At 76.4% G+C, this 16,552-nt stretch carries 14 protein-coding genes; 7 read left to right on the top strand and 7 right to left on the bottom strand.

Features of this window, described 5'->3' with window-relative positions; all coding sequences use genetic code 11:
* Positions 1 to 8 precede the first annotated feature (8 nt).
* From Sco07f_RS06985 to Sco07f_RS06975, 3 genes are read left to right on the top strand one after another with little or no spacing between them, the layout of a single operon-like run.
* A complete protein-coding gene (locus Sco07f_RS06985; RefSeq protein ID WP_108987268.1) occupies positions 9 to 725 on the top strand; it encodes a glycosyltransferase family 2 protein in 717 nt (238 codons plus the stop codon).
* Positions 722 to 1,360 (top strand): TIGR04282 family arsenosugar biosynthesis glycosyltransferase, encoded by a 639-nt coding sequence (locus Sco07f_RS06980; protein WP_108987267.1) that lies wholly within the window; start codon positions 722 to 724, stop codon positions 1,358 to 1,360. The genes Sco07f_RS06985 and Sco07f_RS06980 overlap by 4 nt, the downstream gene beginning before the upstream one ends.
* On the top strand, positions 1,357 to 2,151 hold the full coding sequence (locus Sco07f_RS06975; protein ID WP_054103041.1) for a class I SAM-dependent methyltransferase: 795 nt from the start codon (positions 1,357 to 1,359) through the stop codon (positions 2,149 to 2,151). The genes Sco07f_RS06980 and Sco07f_RS06975 overlap by 4 nt, the downstream gene beginning before the upstream one ends.
* Before the next feature lie 334 nt (positions 2,152 to 2,485).
* Here Sco07f_RS06975 and Sco07f_RS06965 read toward each other — a convergent pair whose 3' ends face one another.
* Positions 2,486 to 3,724: a molybdopterin-dependent oxidoreductase gene (locus Sco07f_RS06965; RefSeq protein ID WP_167468042.1), complete on the bottom strand. Its 1,239-nt coding sequence runs from the start codon at positions 3,722 to 3,724 to the stop codon at positions 2,486 to 2,488.
* 113 nt (positions 3,725 to 3,837) lie between these two features.
* Between Sco07f_RS06965 and Sco07f_RS06960 the strand changes: the two genes are divergently transcribed.
* The gene (locus Sco07f_RS06960; RefSeq protein WP_167468041.1) at positions 3,838 to 5,229 is read left to right on the top strand and encodes a hypothetical protein; all 1,392 of its coding nucleotides are present in this window, start codon (positions 3,838 to 3,840) and stop codon (positions 5,227 to 5,229) included.
* Between the two features lie 29 nt (positions 5,230 to 5,258).
* Here Sco07f_RS06960 and Sco07f_RS06955 read toward each other — a convergent pair whose 3' ends face one another.
* Entirely contained in the window at positions 5,259 to 6,509 is a 1,251-nt protein-coding gene (locus Sco07f_RS06955) for a sensor histidine kinase (protein WP_054103038.1), read from the bottom strand.
* A gap of 205 nt (positions 6,510 to 6,714) precedes the next feature.
* Between Sco07f_RS06955 and Sco07f_RS06950 the strand changes: the two genes are divergently transcribed.
* Genes Sco07f_RS06950 through Sco07f_RS06940 form a run of 3 tightly spaced genes read left to right on the top strand, consistent with a single transcriptional unit; the run spans position 6,715 to position 10,306 of the window.
* Positions 6,715 to 7,014 carry a hypothetical protein gene (locus Sco07f_RS06950; RefSeq protein ID WP_007452475.1) on the top strand — a complete coding sequence of 100 codons (300 nt, stop codon included), beginning with the start codon at positions 6,715 to 6,717 and terminating at the stop codon, positions 7,012 to 7,014.
* Positions 7,011 to 7,769: an ABC transporter ATP-binding protein gene (locus Sco07f_RS06945; protein WP_108987265.1), complete on the top strand. Its 759-nt coding sequence runs from the start codon at positions 7,011 to 7,013 to the stop codon at positions 7,767 to 7,769. The genes Sco07f_RS06950 and Sco07f_RS06945 overlap by 4 nt, the downstream gene beginning before the upstream one ends.
* Positions 7,770 to 7,771: 2 nt before the next feature.
* Positions 7,772 to 10,306, top strand: a complete 2,535-nt coding sequence (locus tag Sco07f_RS06940; protein WP_108987264.1) for an FtsX-like permease family protein — start codon at positions 7,772 to 7,774, stop codon at positions 10,304 to 10,306.
* 44 nt (positions 10,307 to 10,350) lie between these two features.
* Here the strand turns inward: Sco07f_RS06940 and Sco07f_RS06935 are convergent, their stop codons facing one another.
* From Sco07f_RS06935 to Sco07f_RS06915, 5 genes are all read right to left on the bottom strand, one after another.
* Positions 10,351 to 12,867: an ABC transporter permease gene (locus tag Sco07f_RS06935; protein ID WP_108987263.1), complete on the bottom strand. Its 2,517-nt coding sequence runs from the start codon at positions 12,865 to 12,867 to the stop codon at positions 10,351 to 10,353.
* A complete protein-coding gene (locus Sco07f_RS06930; protein ID WP_054103034.1) occupies positions 12,864 to 13,724 on the bottom strand; it encodes an ABC transporter ATP-binding protein in 861 nt (286 codons plus the stop codon). Before Sco07f_RS06930 ends, Sco07f_RS06935 begins: the two co-directional genes overlap by 4 nt.
* A 178-nt stretch (positions 13,725 to 13,902) precedes the next feature.
* Positions 13,903 to 14,610: a response regulator gene (locus tag Sco07f_RS06925; protein WP_087790187.1), complete on the bottom strand. Its 708-nt coding sequence runs from the start codon at positions 14,608 to 14,610 to the stop codon at positions 13,903 to 13,905.
* Positions 14,607 to 15,878: a sensor histidine kinase gene (locus Sco07f_RS06920; protein ID WP_174855313.1), complete on the bottom strand. Its 1,272-nt coding sequence runs from the start codon at positions 15,876 to 15,878 to the stop codon at positions 14,607 to 14,609. The genes Sco07f_RS06925 and Sco07f_RS06920 overlap by 4 nt, the downstream gene beginning before the upstream one ends.
* A gap of 110 nt (positions 15,879 to 15,988) precedes the next feature.
* Positions 15,989 to 16,504: a hypothetical protein gene (locus Sco07f_RS06915; RefSeq protein ID WP_108987262.1), complete on the bottom strand. Its 516-nt coding sequence runs from the start codon at positions 16,502 to 16,504 to the stop codon at positions 15,989 to 15,991.
* Positions 16,505 to 16,552: the final 48 nt, after the last annotated feature.

Raw genomic sequence — 16,552 nt, 5'->3', positions numbered from 1 at the left:
TTCGTAGGGTGAAGGCCGTGACCACCTCGCCCGCTCCGGACGTCGACGTCGTACTCCCCTGCCTGAACGAGGCCGGGGCCCTCCCCTGGGTCCTGGCCCGCGTCCCGGCCGGCTGGCGTGCGCTCGTCGTCGACAACGGATCCACCGACGGCTCGGCGGACCTCGCCCGCTCCCTCGGCGCCACGGTCGTGACCGAGCCGCGCCGCGGTTTCGGCGCCGCCTGCCACGCCGGCCTGACCGCCGCCACCGCCGACGTCGTCTGCTTCTGCGACTGCGACGCCTCCCTCGACCCCGCCCTGCTGGCACCCTTCGTGCGCGAGATCCGCGCCGGCACCTCCGACCTGGTGCTCGGCCGCCGCCGACCGACGGCCGGGGGCGCGTGGCCGGTGCACGCCCGCGCGGGCAACCTCGCCCTCGCCCGGATGCTGCGCCGCCGCACCGGGCTGCGCCTGCACGACCTGGGCCCGCTGCGCGCCGCCCGCCGCGAGGGGCTGCTCGCCCTCGGGCTCACCGACCGGCGCAGCGGCTACCCGCTGCAAATGGTGGTGCGGGCCGCCGACGCGGGCTGGCGGGTCGCCGAGCACGACGTCCCGTACCTGCCCCGTACCGGCGTCTCGAAGGTGACGGGAACCTGGCGCGGCACCTGGCACGCGGTGCGGGACATGCGCCGCGTCCTGGCCGAGGCGCCCGCCGTCCGCGCGGGTCGGGGGAGCGGCGTCCGGTGACCGCCACGACCACCCTCCTGGTCATCGCCAAGGAGCCGCGCCCCGGCCGGGTCAAGACCCGGCTCACCCCGCCCTTCACCCCCGTGGAGGCCGCCGCGCTGGCCGAGGCGGCCCTCGCCGACACCCTGGCGGCCGTGGCCGCGACGCCCGCGCGGCGCCGGGTCCTGGTGCTCGACGGCGCCCCCGGCCCGTGGCTGCCGCCCGGCTTCGACGTCGTCCCGCAGTGCGCGGGCGGCCTCGACGAGCGGCTCGCGGACGCGTTCGCCGGGTGCGCGGGCCCGGCGCTGCTGATCGGCATGGACACCCCGCAGGTGGCGCCGGACCTGCTCGACGTGGACTTCCGCGACTGCGACGCGTACTTCGGCCCGGCCGAGGACGGCGGCTTCTGGGCCCTGGGCCTGGCCCGGCCCGAACCGGCCCTCCTGCGGGGCGTGCCCATGTCGACGCCGGTGACGGGGGCCGTGCAGCGCGAGCGGCTCCTGACGGCGGGGCTGCGGGTACGGGACCTGCCCGCCCTGCGCGACGTCGACACCGCCGCCGACGCCCGCGCCGTGGCCGCCCTGGCCCCGCGGGGCCGGTTCGCCGCCCGGCTGGCGGCGTGCACACCGGCCGTCGGACGGGGGGCAGGCCGGTGACGGGGGCCGCGCGTCTCGACACCGGCCGACGACCGGCGCTCCCCGCCGCCCGCGCCTGGGAGACCTCCGACCCCTACGCCGCCGCCCTCCGGTCGGGACGGGGCCCGCTGTTCCTGCGCCGCGCCGACGGATGGCTCCTGCCGCTGGACGTGGAGCGCTGGTGCGCACGGGCCGACACGGTCGACCTGGAGGTGCTCGACCGGTGCGAGGGCGCCGTGCTCGACGTGGGCTGCGGTCCGGGACGGCTGGTCGCGGAACTCGCCTCCCGGGGCCGGACCGTCCTCGGCATCGACGTCAGCGAGGCCGCCGTGACCCGCACCGTACGGCTCGGGGGCCATTCCCTGCGGCGCTCCGTGTTCGAGCCGCTGCCCGGCGAGGGACGCTGGGACACCGTCCTCCTCATGGACGGCAACGTCGGCATCGGCGGCGACCCGCACGCCCTGCTCACCCGCGTCGCCGACCTGCTCGCACCCGGCGGCCTGCTGATCGCCGAGACGGCCCCGGTCGAGGTCGACGAACGCGCCCACGTGCAGGTCGTCGACGCCACCGACGGCCACGCGGCCGGCGGTTCCTTCCCCTGGGCGCGGATCGGCACCCGTGCCCTGCTGCGCCGCGCGGGCGCCGCCGGCTGGCGCGGCGCCGGTCAGTGGACGTCGGGGGAGCGCCGCTTCGTCGCGCTGCGCAGCAGCCGCAGTGCCAGCAGCAGCGCCGAGCCGCCGAACAGCGCGGCCGTGACGAGCAGCCAGCGGGTGAGGAAGCCGTCCGCCGACAGCCCGGTGACCCCCGCGTAGCTCGCGTCGACCCGGCCCCCGATCAGCGGGAACCACACCAGCAGGAGCAGCCCGGAGAAGGCCGCGGGAAACCGGACGTACGCGGTCCACGCACGGTGGTGCGCCGCGTCGAGGCCGGCCGTGACCGCACGGTCCACCACCGCGTACAGCGGCAGCAGCACCAGGTCGTGCAGCAGCGCCGACCCCACGAACCACAGCGCCACACCGAGCCAGTCACCGGCGAGCAGCCGCACCCCGGCGTATCCCGCCAGAGCGAACGTGCAGCCGAGCAGCAGGATCCGGAACGGGCCGCCGATCACCGGCCGCGGCAACGACCGCGACGTGAGCACACGTTTCATCCCAGGTCTCCGAACGTCATCCGGGCCACCCACTTGGTGTTCAGCACGCCGGGCGCGGCGGGCACGATGATCCGCGCCGGGTGGCCGTGGTCCGCGCTCAGCGTCTCGCCGTTGACGTACAGGGCGAGCAGGGAGCGCGGGTCGGCCACCTGGTTGGCGCGCAGGGCCCCGCTCCGGAAGGCGCCGCGCCGCTGGAGGGACTCGACGAACACGTCCGGCGGGTCGTCCTCGTGGCCCACCCGGGCGGCGAGGTCCCGCAGCCGCACGCCGCGCCACCACTGGTCCGACGTCGACCAGCCCTCGACGCAGGCGATGGGCAGGGCCACGCTGTGCTGCTCCATGGCGAGCAGCTCGGCCCGGCCGAGCCGGACGGTCCCCGAGCGCCCCGTGACGACGAGCCGCCAGGTGTCGTCCCGGGTCTCGGCCGGGTCAATGCCCACGTGGGCGGCGGTCTTGTTGATCTGGAACCCGTTCGGACCGCTGCCCGGCTCGGGTCCGCCGTGCGGGGAGAGCACGGCGGTGGCCCGCAGCGGCCCGTCGAAGCCGCGCCCCGCGTTCGTGGCGAACATCAGGAGTGAGCCGCCCCCGACGAACCACAGCGCCCCGCGCCGCGAGACGGTGGGCGCGACCGGGCGCGGGGAGACCAGGTCGTCGCGCTCCTCGCGCATCGCCCGCAGGTTGCGCAGCGCGATCGGCGTCTTCAGCACGGCGTGCGCGGCGAACGCGGCGAAGAAGACCCACGCGCCGTAGAAGTGCAGGGGGTAGAAGGAGCCGGGGAACAGGTAGTCGAGCTGGATGTTGAGCACCCCGGTGACGAACTCGAACAGCGCGCCCCCGACCAGCAGCAGCAGCGAGATCCGCTCCAGCGCGTGGGCGACCGAGCGGGCCGGCGGCAGCGTGAACAGCCTCGGCACCACCGACCACAGTTTGGCCAGCAGCACCGGGATCAGCACCAGCCCGAGGGTGACGTGGACGCCCTGCGTGAGGCGGTACAGCCAGGGCGGGTCGGTCGGCCACGCGAAGAGGTAGAAGCCGAGGACCCCCTTGTCCGGGGTCTTGTCGTTGACCGGCGCCAGATCCGGGTTGTAGGCGGCGTAGGAGAGCAGCCCGGTCACGAACAGCACGGTGATGCCGACGAGCAGGACGAGGCCGAGCACCGACGTGAACCAGGGCCCGCGCAGGGGGCTGCGCCAGAAACCCGGGGAGGAGGGAAGCCGTGGGGCGAGGTCGCGCATGTCCCGACCGTAGGCCGGGACACGCCCTCCGGACGGTCCGCGACCCATGACGAAACGCTGACGTCCACCGTGCGCACCGCCCGCCGCGTGATCTCCCGTCCTACGGTGCCGGGGTGACCCAGACCCGCCCGCGCCCCGTCCCCCGCGACCTGTACGCCGTCCTGCCCGCCGTGCTGCTCGTGACGGCCGCCGTCCTGGTCGGCCGGTACGTGTACACCTACGACGACCTGATCGTCGGCTGGCCGCCCCTGCTGGGCCGCTGGGACCCGCACCTGGGCCCCGGCACCCCGGCTGCCGTCGTGGTCGCGGCGGCGGTCGTGGCGTACGGCCCCGCCGTCGCCGCCCGGCTGCCGTGGCGGGCGCTGCTCCCCGCGGTGTGGGGCGCGACGATGGCGTGGACCTGGTCGCTGGCCCTGGTCGACGGCTGGCGGCGGGGCGTCGCGGGCCGGCTCACCACGCATCAGGAGTACCTCTCGGTCGTCGACCGCTGGCAGGACATCCCCGCGACCCTGCGCGGCTTCACCGGGCACATCCTGCTCCACTCCCCCGACAACTGGCCCGCGCACGTCGCCGGTCACCCCCCGGCGTCCACCCTCACCTACGTGCTGCTCGACCGGATCGGGCTCGGCGGCGGGGGCTGGGCCGGGGCGTGGACCGTCACGGTGGGCGCGACCGCCGGGGTGGCCGTGCTGGTGACGGTGCGGGTGCTGACCGGCGAGCGGCTCGCCCGGCGGGCGGCGCCCTTCCTGGTCCTCGCCCCGGCCGCGGTGTGGATGGGCGTGTCCGCCGACGGCTACTTCGCGGCGGTCGCCGCGTGGGCGCTGGCGCTGCTGGCCCTCGCGGTCACCGGACGCTCGCTGTGGTGGGCGGCGGGCTCGGGCCTGCTGTTCGGGCTGACCTGCTACCTCTCCTACGGTCTGACGCTGTTCGCGGTGCCCGCGGCGGCGGTGCTGCTGCTCGGCCGGCGCGGCGTGCGGGAGCGGCCGGTGCTGTTCGTGCCGCTGCTGCTGGGGGCGGCGGTGGTGCCGGCGGCCTTCACGGCGGCCGGCTTCGACTGGTGGGAGGCGTACCGCCTGCTGGTCACCCGCTACTACGAGGGCGCGGCCGGTGTCCGCCCCTACGGCTACTGGGTGTGGGCCAACCTCGCCTGCACGGTGCTCATCACGGGCCTGGCGACGGCGGCGGGACTGCGGCGCACCGGGGGCGTGCTGCTCCGGCGGCGCGCGGGCGGCGGACGGGCCGGGAGCGCGGGGACGGCGGACGGGCCGGCCGAAAAGTCGCGGGCGTCGGAGGTCCGTCTGGCGTTCCTCGTGGCCGCCGGGCTGCTCGCCCTGCTGGTGGCCGACCTGTCCGGGATGAGCAAGGCGGAGACGGAACGCATCTGGCTGCCCTTCGCCCTGTGGCTGCTGCCTGCCTGCGCGTTCCTCACACGTCCGCGCGGCTGGCTGACCGCACAGGCGCTCCTGGCACTCCTCCTCAACCACCTGCTGGCGACGGGCTGGTGAGCACACGGACGGCGTGAGCGGCCCGCAGGTCAGCCCCCGCAGGGCAGGTCCACCTCCAGGACGGTGGGGCCGCCGGGCGGGCTGGTCAGGCGGAGGGTGCCGTCCAGGGCCGCCACGCGGCGGCGGATGCCGGTCAGGCCGGAGCCGCCGTCCTCGTCGGCGCCGCCCCGGCCGTCGTCCTCGACCAGCAGCCGCAGCCGCCCGCCCCGGGCCCGGACCGTGACCGAGGCCCGTGCGGCGCCGCTGTGCCGGGCGATGTTGGTGAGCGCCTCGGCGGCCACGAAGTACGCCGTCGCCTCGACGGAGGCCGCGCACCGCTCCGGCACGTCCGTCTCGACCGCGCACGGCACCCCGCAGTCCGCCGCGAGGCCCGACAGCGCGCCCGCGAGGCCGCGGTCGGCCAGCACCGGCGGCAGGATGCCCCGCGCCACCGCACGCAGCTCCGCCAGCGCCTGCTCCGCCGCCGACTGGGCCCGCTCCAGCAGCTCGTCCGCACCGGCCGGGTCCCGTCCCGCCATCCGCCGCGCGGCGCCCAGCAGCACGGTGACCGACACGAGCCGGTTCTGGGCGCCGTCGTGCAGGGAGCGTTCGATACGGCGCAGTTCGGTCGCGTGCGCGTCCAGTGCCGCGGCCCGGGTCGCGGTCAGTTCCGCCACCCGCAGCGACAGGTCGGTGTCCGGGCCCGCCGCGAGCAGCCGCCGGGCCGGGGCGGCCTGGAGCCGCGCCATGCCCGGGCCCAGGCCCAGGAGGATCGCGGTCCAGCCCACGCCCAGCAGCACCGCCGCGAGCGCGTCCGGCCAGGTGTGGGCGGTGCCGATGCCGATGGACGTGGTCGTCGCCTCCTCGGGCACGAGCCACCACCACAGCGGGAAACTGGTGTCCCGGACGGCGCAGAGCGGCAGCAGCGCCCCGAGCAGGCCCAGCAGGAACCCCAGGGTGCTGTGCCGCACCAGCCAGCCCAGCTCCCGCCGGGTGGTGGGGTCGGCCAGGGCGGTCCGGAGCCGGTGGGGCGGCGGGTCGGGCGGCACGATGTCGATGCCCCGGCGGGCGAGGCGTTCGCGTTCCCGGCGGGCCAGCGCGTGCAGGGCGCGCAGTACGGGCGGCGCGAGCAGCAGCCCCGCGCCGGCCGGCGCGGTCACGGCGGCCACGGCGGCCAGCAGCAGCACCCCGAGGCCCAGGAAGGCCGTACCGAGCCCGCCGACGAGCTGCCCCGTCGCCGCACCGGCCGCGCGCAGGGTCCGTACGGCGGTCTCCCGCACGGACGTGACCGGGACCGTCATCCGCCTGGCTCCCTCCGCCCGTACGCCCGGCCCGGACGGGCTCGGCGTGCCCGACCCTATGCCGCCGGACGGGCCGGCGACGGGTGCGGAGCCGGACAGTACAGCCTGCTGTACCCCGGACCGGGCGGCCCACGGGATCGGCCGCGGGGGGCCTCGCTCCATAGCGTCGGAGACGACCGAGAGCGACGCGACGGAGGCCGCAGCCATGACGCACCAGGACCACCGGTACCACCGGAACCAGCAGGACGGCCGGGACCGCGAGGACCCCTACCGGCTGGGCCCGGCCCGGGCCACCCCCGCGCCCGCCCCCGGCGGCGGTCCGGACGCCGTCCCCCGCGGGGACGTCCTGCGGATGCTGCTGTGGACGGTCGTCGTGCTCAGTGCGGCCGCCAACATGGTCCTCTCCTTCACCGGTGCCGCCGTCGCGCTCCACCTGGCCAGCGGTGTGGTCACCGTGCTCGCCGTCGGTGCCCTCGTCGTGCGCGCCCTGCGGGGTCGGCGATGAGCACCGCCGCCTTCCCTGCGGCCGTCACCGCGCGCCGGGCGCCCGCCATCGCGCTGGACCGCGTCGCCAAGTCCTACCCGGGCGGTGTCCGCGCCCTCGACGACGTGTCGCTGACCGTCGAGCACGGCACGTTCCTCGCGGTGATGGGGCCCTCGGGCTCCGGCAAGAGCACCCTGATGCACTGCGCGGCCGGGCTGGACTCCCCCACGGCGGGCAGTGTCCGCATCGACGGGCACGAGATCTCCGGCCTGAACGAGACCCGCCGCACCGAACTGCGCCGCGAACGCGTCGGGTTCGTGTTCCAGGCGTACAACCTGATCCCCTCGCTCAGCGTCGAGGACAACATCACGCTGCCGCTGCGCCTGGCCGGACGCCGTCCGGACCGGGACTGGCTGCGCACGCTGACCGAGCGGGTGGGGCTGGCCGACCGGCTGGCGCACCGCCCGGCCGAACTCTCCGGCGGCCAGCAGCAACGGGCCGCCGTCGTCCGGGCGCTGGCGGCGAAGCCCGCCGTCGTCTTCGCGGACGAGCCGACCGGCGCACTGGACCTGCGCAGCGCCCACCAGGTGCTCGACCTGCTGCGCGCGCTCGTCGACGACCTCGGTCAGACGGTGGTCATGGTCACCCACGACCCGGCCGCCGCGGCCCGCGCCCACCGCGTGCTGGTGATGGCCGACGGCCGGGTGGTCGAGGCCCTGGAACGGCCGTCGGCCCCGCAACTGGCCGACCGCCTCGTGACGTTGGGGGAGCGCTAGACATGCTGCACCTGGCCCTGCGCATGGCCGCGCACCGCATCACCGCACTGATCGCCGTGGCGTGCGCGGTCCTGGGCGGCGCGGCCCTGATCACCACCACCGGCGTGCTCGCCGAGTCCGGGCTGCGTTCGCAGCTGCCGCCCGGACGGCTCGGCGGTGCGGACGTCGTGGTCGCCGCCGACCAGGAGTTCCGTCCGAGCGGGGACCTGCCCCTCGCGCTGCCCGAGCGGGCGACGGTCCCGGCCCGGCTGGTCGACCGGCTGGCCGCCCTGCCCGGCGTCACCGCCGCCGTCGGCGACATCGGCTTCCCGGCCGCACTGGCCGACGCCCGCGGTGGGATCACCCCGGTCGCGGAGGACCCGAGGACGGCGGGGCACGGCTGGTCCTCGACGGTGCTCCTGGCGGACCCGCGGGTGGAGGGCCGGGCGCCGTCCGGCGCGCACGAGGTCGCCGTGGACGCCGGTACGGGTCTGGCGGTCGGCCAGCGGGTGGAGGTGGTGGCCAACGGGCGTGCCCCGGCGGCCTACCGGGTCTCCGCGCTGGTGCACGCCCCCGGCGCGGGCGTCTACTTCGCCGACGGAACGGCCGCCGGGCTGGCCGCGCGGGACGCGGGCAGCGGGGGCCCGCGTGCCGGGACGGTGGACCTGATCGGAGTGCGGGCCGACGGCGGTGCCGGGCAACGGGTCGCCGCCGCCGTGCGGGACGCGGTGGCGGGCACGGGGCTCGAGGTGAGCACCGGCGCGGACCGGGGCGCGGCGGTGTCGCCCGGCGTGGGGTCGGCACGCTCGCTGCTGATCCTGCTCGCCGGTTCGCTGGGCGGAATCGTGCTGCTGATCACCGGGTTCGTCGTCGCGGGCGCGCTGGGCGTGACGATCGCCGGGCAGCGCCGCGACCTGGCCCTGATGCGGGCCGTCGGCGCGACGCCGAAGCAGATCCGCCGCCTGGCCGCCGCGCAGTCGACGGTCGTCGCGGCCCTCGCCCTGGTCCCGGGTATCGCGGCCGGCTACCTGCTGGCGGGCAGCTTCCGGGAGCTGCTGACCGACCGGGACGTGCTCCCCTCCGAACTGCCCCTCACCGTCAGCCCCTTGCCCGCGCTCGCCACGCTGCTCCTGATGGTGGCGGCCGTACGGCTCTCCGCCCGGTGCGCGGCCTGGCGCACCTCGCGGATGCCGGCCACCGAGGCGGTCGCCGAGTCGCGCAGCGAGCCGCGCACCCCGTCGCGGGGGCGGACCCTGGCCGGGCTGCTGCTGATCGTCGGGGCAGGCGCGCTGTCGGTGGTGCCGCTGCTGTCCCGGACGGTCCTCGGGGCGTCGGTCACCTCCATGGCGGGCATCCTCGCCGCGATCGGCCTGGCGCTGGCCGGCCCGGCGCTGGTCAGGAGCGCGGGCGAGGCCGCCGTACGGCGACTGCGCCCCGGGGTCGCCGCCCCGACGTGGCTGGCGCTGTCCAACGTACGGGCCTACGCCCTGCGCCTGTCCGGGGTGGTCAGCCCGCTGGCCATGGGCATCGTCTTCGTCCTGACCTACACCCTCACCCAGACCACGGTGCTGGCCGCCACCTCCGACGACACCCGCACCGGCACGCTCGCCCAGTACGAGCTGACCGCCCCGGCGCTGGGCGGGCTGCCCGACGGCACCCTGGCCGCCGTACGGGACGTGCCCGGCGTGCGGGCCGCCGCGCCGGCCGGGACGACCACCGTGGTGTGGGAGTACGACGAGCTGGGCGAACCCACGGCCGAGTCGGCCCCGGCGATGATCCTGGCGCCGGACGCCCGGGGCGTCGTGGACCTCGGTGTGACGGACGGCGGCCTGGACCGGCTGACCGGGGCGACGGTCGCCGTGAGCGGTGAGGCCGCCCGCACCCGCGACGCCGGACTGGGGAAGCGGGTGCGCCTGGTGCTCGGCGACGGGGCGCGCGTCGAAGCCCGGGTCGTCGCCGTCTACGACCGGGGGCTCGGCTTCGGCCCGGTCGTCCTCTCCCGCGACCTGGCCGCCGGGCACACCACGACCGGCCTCGACCAACGGGTGCTGGTCCGCACCGACGGCACGCAGGAGGCGGGGCGCGAACTCACCGCCCTGGCCGCCGGCCGTCCCGGCCTCGCCCTCGCGAGCACCGCCCCGGACACCACCGGCGCGGACACGCCGCCCGAGGTGTGGATCAACCTGGCGCTGGTCGTGGTGCTCCTCGGCTATCTGCTGCTGAGCATCGCCAACAAGCTGGTCGCCGCCACCGCCCAGCGCCGCACCGAGATCGCCGCGCTGCGCCTGGTCGGTACGACGCCGCGGCAGATCCGCGCGATGATGCGCCGCGAGGCCGCCGTCGTCGCCGCCGCGGCCCTGGCCTGCGGGCTCCTGCTGTCCGCCGTGCCGCTGGCCCTCCTCGGTCAGGGCTTCCTCGGCCACCCGTGGCCGGCGGGCCCCGCCTGGCTCCTCCCGGCGGTGGCGGCGACGGTGGTGCTGACGTCGTACCTCACCACCGAACTCCCCACCCGCCACGCCCTGCGCACCCCTCCGGCGGAGGGCCTGCGCACGGGCTGACCCGGCCCCGGCCCGGCCCGCAGGCACCGCGCGACCGGCGGGTCTCACGCCCCCCGGTCGCGCAGTGCCGTACGGGCCGGGAGGACCGCGGCGGCGAGGGCGAGGGCCGCCGCCGTCGCGGCGAAGGCGGCGTACAGCAGCGGGGGTACGTGCGGGAACTCGCCGGTCAGGCCGCGCATCATCGGGGTCAGCGTGATCATGGCGATGGCGGTGCCCAGGGCCACGCCCGCCGCCGACACCAGCAGGCTCTCCCAGCCCAGCATGCGCAGCACCTGTCGCCGCGTGGAGCCGACGAGGCGGAGGGTGTGCAGTTCGCGGCGGCGGTCCAGGACCGTCATCACCAGGGTGTTGACCGCGGCGACGGCGGCGAAGCCGCCCAGGACGGCGGCCATCATGTAGTTGGCCCAGGCGCCGAACTCCCGGTCCACGTTCTGCGCGAGGGCGTAGCCGGAGGCGTCGGTGACCTCGCCGAGCGGGGCGAGCGGCCCGGCGTCGCCGCCGCTGACCAGCAGCGTGTCGGCGAAGGCGGAGGTGACGTGCCCGTCCAGGGAGGCGCGGTCCATGGTCACGGCCGGCAGGCCCAGGCCGCGGCCGTAGACGGCGACGACTTCCGGGGCGGCCTTCGTGCCGTCGGGGAGGTAGAGCGACAGCCTGTCGCCGAGGCCGGTGTCCGTGGCGGTGGCGAGGGTCCTGTCGATGGCGATGCGGCCCTCGCCCACGCGGTCCAGGCTGCCCTCGCGCACGTCCAGGTCCTGCACCTTCGCGAGCTGCGCGCCGGAGCCCGAGATGCCCTGGGTGGCCGTCCCCTGGAGCGACGTCTCGCCGCCGCCCCGGACGGGCACCAGCACCTGGGTGTCCAGCAGGCTCACGGCCGCGTCGACGCCGGGCGCGCGGGCGGCCCGGTCGGCGGCGCCGGCGGGCAGGCCCGCCGGGTTCGTGACGACGTGGTCCGCCGTGACGCCGTCGCGGAGCTGCTCCGAGGCGACGTGGCTCTCGCTGGTGTGCATGAAGACCAGCGTCGAGGCGAAGGCCATGGCCAGCACGATCGGGGTGATCGCGGAGGCCAGCCGGCGGGCGTTGGTACGGGAGTTGGCGGCGGCCAGCGACGCGGAGGCGTCACCGCCGCGCAGCAGCAGGCCGAAGAGGGCCGCGCACGCCCTGGCCAGGATCGGGCCGAGCAGGGCGACGGCCAGCATGAAGAGCATGACCACGCCGAGGGAGGCGTTGGCCGCGTCGGAACCGGCGGCGGAGGCCGCCACACCGGCGAGCACCGAGCCGCCGCCGACCGCGGCGAGACCGAGGACGGTACGGACGACACCCGGCCGCAGCCGCTCCACCGAGGCCTCGGCGAGCGCCTGGCCCGGCTTGATCCTCGCGGGCCTGCGCCCGGCCGCCCAGCCCGCACCGAGCGCCGTGAGCAGCCCCACCCCCACGGCAGCCAGCAACGGGAACCCCGAGACGTGCAGTTCGACCGCCTCGGGAACCGCCCCGCGGTCCTGCATCTGCCCAAACCACCAGTGCGCGAGCCCGATGCCCGGCAGGCAGCCGAGCAGCCCGGCGAGCGGGGCGACCAGGAGCGCCTCGGAGGCGACCGCGCGCCGGACCTGCCGCGGGGTGGCGCCGACGGCGCGCAGCAGCGCGAACTCGCGGGTGCGCTGGCCGACGGAGAGGGCAACCGTGCCGGCCGCGGTGAAGACCGCGACCAGCGTGGCGATGCCGCCGAAGGAGCCGCCGACCGCGAAGAGCGTCTCCTTGGCGTACGCCAGCCCGTGGTCCTCGACCTCGCCGCGGTCGTCCCCGGTGAGCGTCTGCGCGCCGGTGCCGGTGAGGGCCTTCTCGACGGCGGCGGCGAGGGCGTCCGTGCCGACCCCGTCCTGCGCCATGACGGCGATGGCGTCGGCCTTGCCGGGGTGCCCGGCCAGTACGGGCGCCTCGGCGTCGGCGAACCAGGCCGTTGCCGCGCCGCCCGCCCCTTCCTTCGCGAGGTCACCGGCACCGGCCTCGGCCAGACCGGACACGCGGAATCCGGCGCGGCCGTCGGCCGTCTCCAGCACGACGGTGTCGCCCACGCCCGCCTCGACGGTACGGGCCGCGTCCGCGCCGAGGACGACCTCGCCCGCGTGCGGTGCGGTGCCCCGGGTCAGTTCGGTGCCGGTGAAGGCGTGCGAGCCCCAGCCGTGACCGGTGAGCGCGCCCGACGGGGCGCCGCCGCCGCGCACCGGGAAGGTGAAGTCCGGTACGGCGGTGGCCGCGCCGGGCACCTGGGCGGCCTTCGCCGCGAGCCCCGTGTCCACGCGGGCGGTGTCGGGCAGCGGGTACTCGGTCTCCTCGGGGCCGTCGACGGTGTCGGCGACGACGCGCGCGGACTGGTCGGCCGCCGCGACGACCGACGCGTTCGCGTACCGCTCGGCCGGCACCGAGGCGCGGATGCTCGTCTCCAGCAGCACACCGCAGGCCGCGACGACCAGCGCCGACATCATCAGCGCGACGAACGTGCCCACGAACGAGGCGGGCTTGAAACGCACGGCCGCGCGGGCGAGACCGTTCGGCTTGAGGCTCATGCCGCCACCCCCGCACCGGCACCGGCGCCCGCCCCGGCCATCGTCCGGGCCCGGCCGGTGAGCGCGGTCATCCGTGCCGCGATCCGCTCCGCCGAGCCCCGCTCCAGGTGGTCGGCGAAGGCGCCGTCGGCGAGGAACAGCACGCGGTCGGCCCAGGCGGCGGCGGCCGGGTCGTGGGTGACCATGACGACGGTGGCGCCGAGGGTGTCCACGGCGTGCCGGAGCAGCCCGAGGACCTCGGCGGCGGTGCCGGTGTCGAGGGCGCCGGTGGGCTCGTCGGCGAAGATCACGTCGGGCGCGGTGACCAGGGCGCGGGCGACGGCCACCCGCTGCTGCTGCCCGCCGGACAGCTCGCCGGGCCGGCGCCGCGCCTTGTCGGCGAGCCCGACCTGCGCGAGCACGGTCGCCGCCCGGCCCCGGTCCTGACGCTGCCCGGCCAGGCGCATGGGCAGCAGGACGTTCTGCTCCACGGTCAGCGAGGGCAGCAGGTTGAACGCCTGGAAGACGAAGCCGAGGCGGCTGCGGCGCAGCTCGGTGAGCTCGTTCTCGCTCATGCCGGTGATCTCTGTACCGCCGAGCCGCACCGACCCCGCCGACGGCCGGTCGAGCCCGGCGGCGCACTGGAGGAAGGTGGACTTGCCCGATCCGGACGGTCCCATGACCGCGGTGAAGGTGCCGCGCGGGAGGGCGAGGTCGATGCCCGCGAGCGCGTGCACGGCGCCCGCGCCGCGGCCGTACTGCCGCCGCACTCCGCGCAGTTCGACGGCGAGACCGGGCGTGGCGGCCGGAACCTCGGGGCGGTGCTCCGCCCCGGGTCGGTCGTCCGCCTTCTGCCGCTTGCCCTTGCGTAGCCTCATGGTGCCGTCTCCCTCGTCCGTGCGTTCGTGCGTGTCGGTGACGAGGTGAAGAGTGCGGGGGCGGCCGGTCGCCGGGCGTCATACCCGGGAGCCAAAGTGGGAGTGATACCCGGGTAGGGGGCCGGGCCGGGCCGGGCCGGTGGTGGAGGTGGAGGTGGAGGTGGCCGGGCCGGCCGGGCTACTCCCCCGGGGCCACGAGCCCCGACTCGTACGCGAAGACCACCGCCTGGGCGCGGTCGCGCAGGTCGAGCTTGGTGAGGACGCGGCTGACGTGTGTCTTGACCGTCTGCTCGGCCAGCACCAGGGTCCGGGCGATCTCCGTGTTCGACTGGCCTCGGGCGACCAGGGTGAGGACCTCGGTCTCGCGTTCCGTCAGCCCCTTGAGCCGCAGGGCGGGCTTGCCCCGCGCCACGGGCCGCTGTTTGGCGAAGTCCGCGATGAGGCGGCGCGTGACGGACGGGGCGAGCAGCGCGTCGCCCGAGGCCACGACCCGTACGGCGGCGATGAGGTCGGCGGGCGGCGCGTCCTTCAGCAGGAAACCGCTCGCGCCCGCGCGCAGCGCCTCGTAGACGTAATCGTCGACGTCGAACGTGGTGAGCATCAGCACCCGCGGCCGGTGGTCCCCCACTGCCTGAAGGGCGTGGGAGGTGCCCCCATCCCCCGGCGGCGGCGAGAGCAGCCGGCGCGCGGCCTCCAGCCCGTCCATCTCGGGCATCCGCACGTCCATGAGGACGACGTCCGGATGCGTACGCCGGCTCAGCTCGACGCCCCGCGCGCCGTCGGGGGCCTCGCCCACCACGTCGATGTCGCTCTGCGCGGCCAGCAGCGCGGCGAAGCCGGCCCGCACCATGGCCTGGTCGTCGACGATGATGACGCGCGTCGTCACGTGATGTCCTCTTCCGTCAGGGGGAGATGTGCGGCGACCCGGAAGCCGCCGTCCGGCAGCGGCCCCACGTCGAGGGTGCCGCCGACGAGCCGTACCCGCTCGCGCATGCCGACCAGGCCGTGCCCGGTGCCGCCCACTTCGAGCGGCCCGGCGGGCGGCTCGGGCGGCGGCTCGTTGACGACCAGAACGGCGAGCCGGGCCCCGCCCCCGTCGCCCCCGTCGCCCCCGTCGCCCGCGGGGTCCGACACCGACAGCGACACCTGCGTCCGGGCCCCCGGCGCGTGCCGTACGACGTTCGCGAGGGCCTCCTGGACGATCCGGTACGCCGAGAGGCCCACCGCCTCGGGCACCTCCACGCCGCCGGAGGCGGCGCAGGGGGTGAAGTCCACCGGCGCGCCCGTCCTCGCCGTCGCCTCCACCAGCTGCCCGATCTGCGCGAGGCCCGGCTGGGGCACGAGTTCGCCGTGCGCCTCCTCGTTGCGCAGCACTCCGAGGAGGCGTCGCATCTCGCCGAGCGACTCCCGCGCGGTGGCCGCGATGGACGTGAACTCCTGCCGCACGTCCGGCGGCAGCGCCGCGAGCCGGTACTCGGCGGTGTCCGCCTGCACCGTGATGACGGACATGTGGTGCGCCACCACGTCGTGCAGCTCGCGCGCGATGCGGGCGCGTTCCTCCAGCAGCGTCCGCCGGCCCCGCTCGGCCTCGCTGATCGTCTCCTGCTCGACCAGCCTGCGCTGCACCTCGTACCGCTCGCGCAGCGCGCCGCCCAGCAGGAGCGCGACGCCCCCGAGGATGGTGAGCAACAGGTCCTTGGCGCCGGTGCCGTGGGGTGGAACGAAGACCAGGCCGACGTTGGCCGCCGCCGTCGCCAGCCACACCAGCACCAGTGTCCGGCGCCGCTCGCGGAGCCCGAGGGCGAGGCAGAGGCCGACGTACCCGACGAGCTCCATGGGCGGGAACGGCCACAGCAGCCGCTCCTGGAAGTCGACGGTGAGCAGGGCGAGCGCACCGGCCACGTCCGCGGCGAAGACCACGTACCAGGCGTGCAGCGGCCGTACGACGGCGAGCAGCAGCGGGGCGGCCTGGGCGATGGCCAGTCCGCTCGCGAGGCCGCCGTTCAGCCCGTAGTCGGCGGTGAGGACCACGATCGTCGTGGGCATCAGCGCGACGCACAGCACGAACGCCACGGCCCACGGCAGCATCCGCACCCACCGCCGCGAAGCCCCCGCGAGCAGCGCACGCGGGCGCTCCTCCTCCACTGAGGTCATGACCACCAGCCTAGGTGCCCGGCGTTGCCGCGCCGTCCCCCTGGAGAGCCAAGCCGGAGTGATACCCCGGTAGGGGGTACGAGGCCGGAAAGCGCGGCGGGGGCAGCCGCTCAGACGGGCGCCGCCGCCGTCCACTCCCGCAGCAGCGCCAACCGCTGCTCCTTGGTGGGGGCGACGTCCTCGGGCTCGTCCCGGCGCCAGCCGACCAGCTCCCCGACGGTGGCGGTGCCGTCGGCGAGGCGGGCGAGGAGGGTACGGGAGAGCTCGTACTCGTCCGGGGTGTGGATACCGCCGGTGACGGCAGCCAGAACGCTCGCCTCGACCGTGCCGTCCCCCTCCGTCTCCACGCACACCGTGAACAGCGGCGGCTGCTCGCCGTCCCCCGTGAACAGCACGACGACCGAGTCGAACGCCATGGACGCCAGCCGCCGCCCGGCGGACCGCACGGCCACGTCCCGCACGTCCAGCCCCCGCACCTCGTCCCACTCCCACGACCGGCCGCCCTGCTCGCCCCCGAGGATCTCCACCCCGCCCTCGGTCAGCCGCACACCGGGCGCCGTACCGGCGGGCTTCGCCCCCAGATACACACAGCCCTCAGTGATCCAGAACAGGCCGACCATGGCCATGGACTTCTCCTCCGACGGTACGGATGCCGTTGTCGCCGGAGGAGACGA

The organism is Streptomyces coelicoflavus (assembly GCF_003112555.1).
Lineage (GTDB): Bacteria > Actinomycetota > Actinomycetes > Streptomycetales > Streptomycetaceae > Streptomyces > Streptomyces coelicoflavus.
This window is presented reverse-complemented; position numbering and strand designations above follow the sequence as displayed.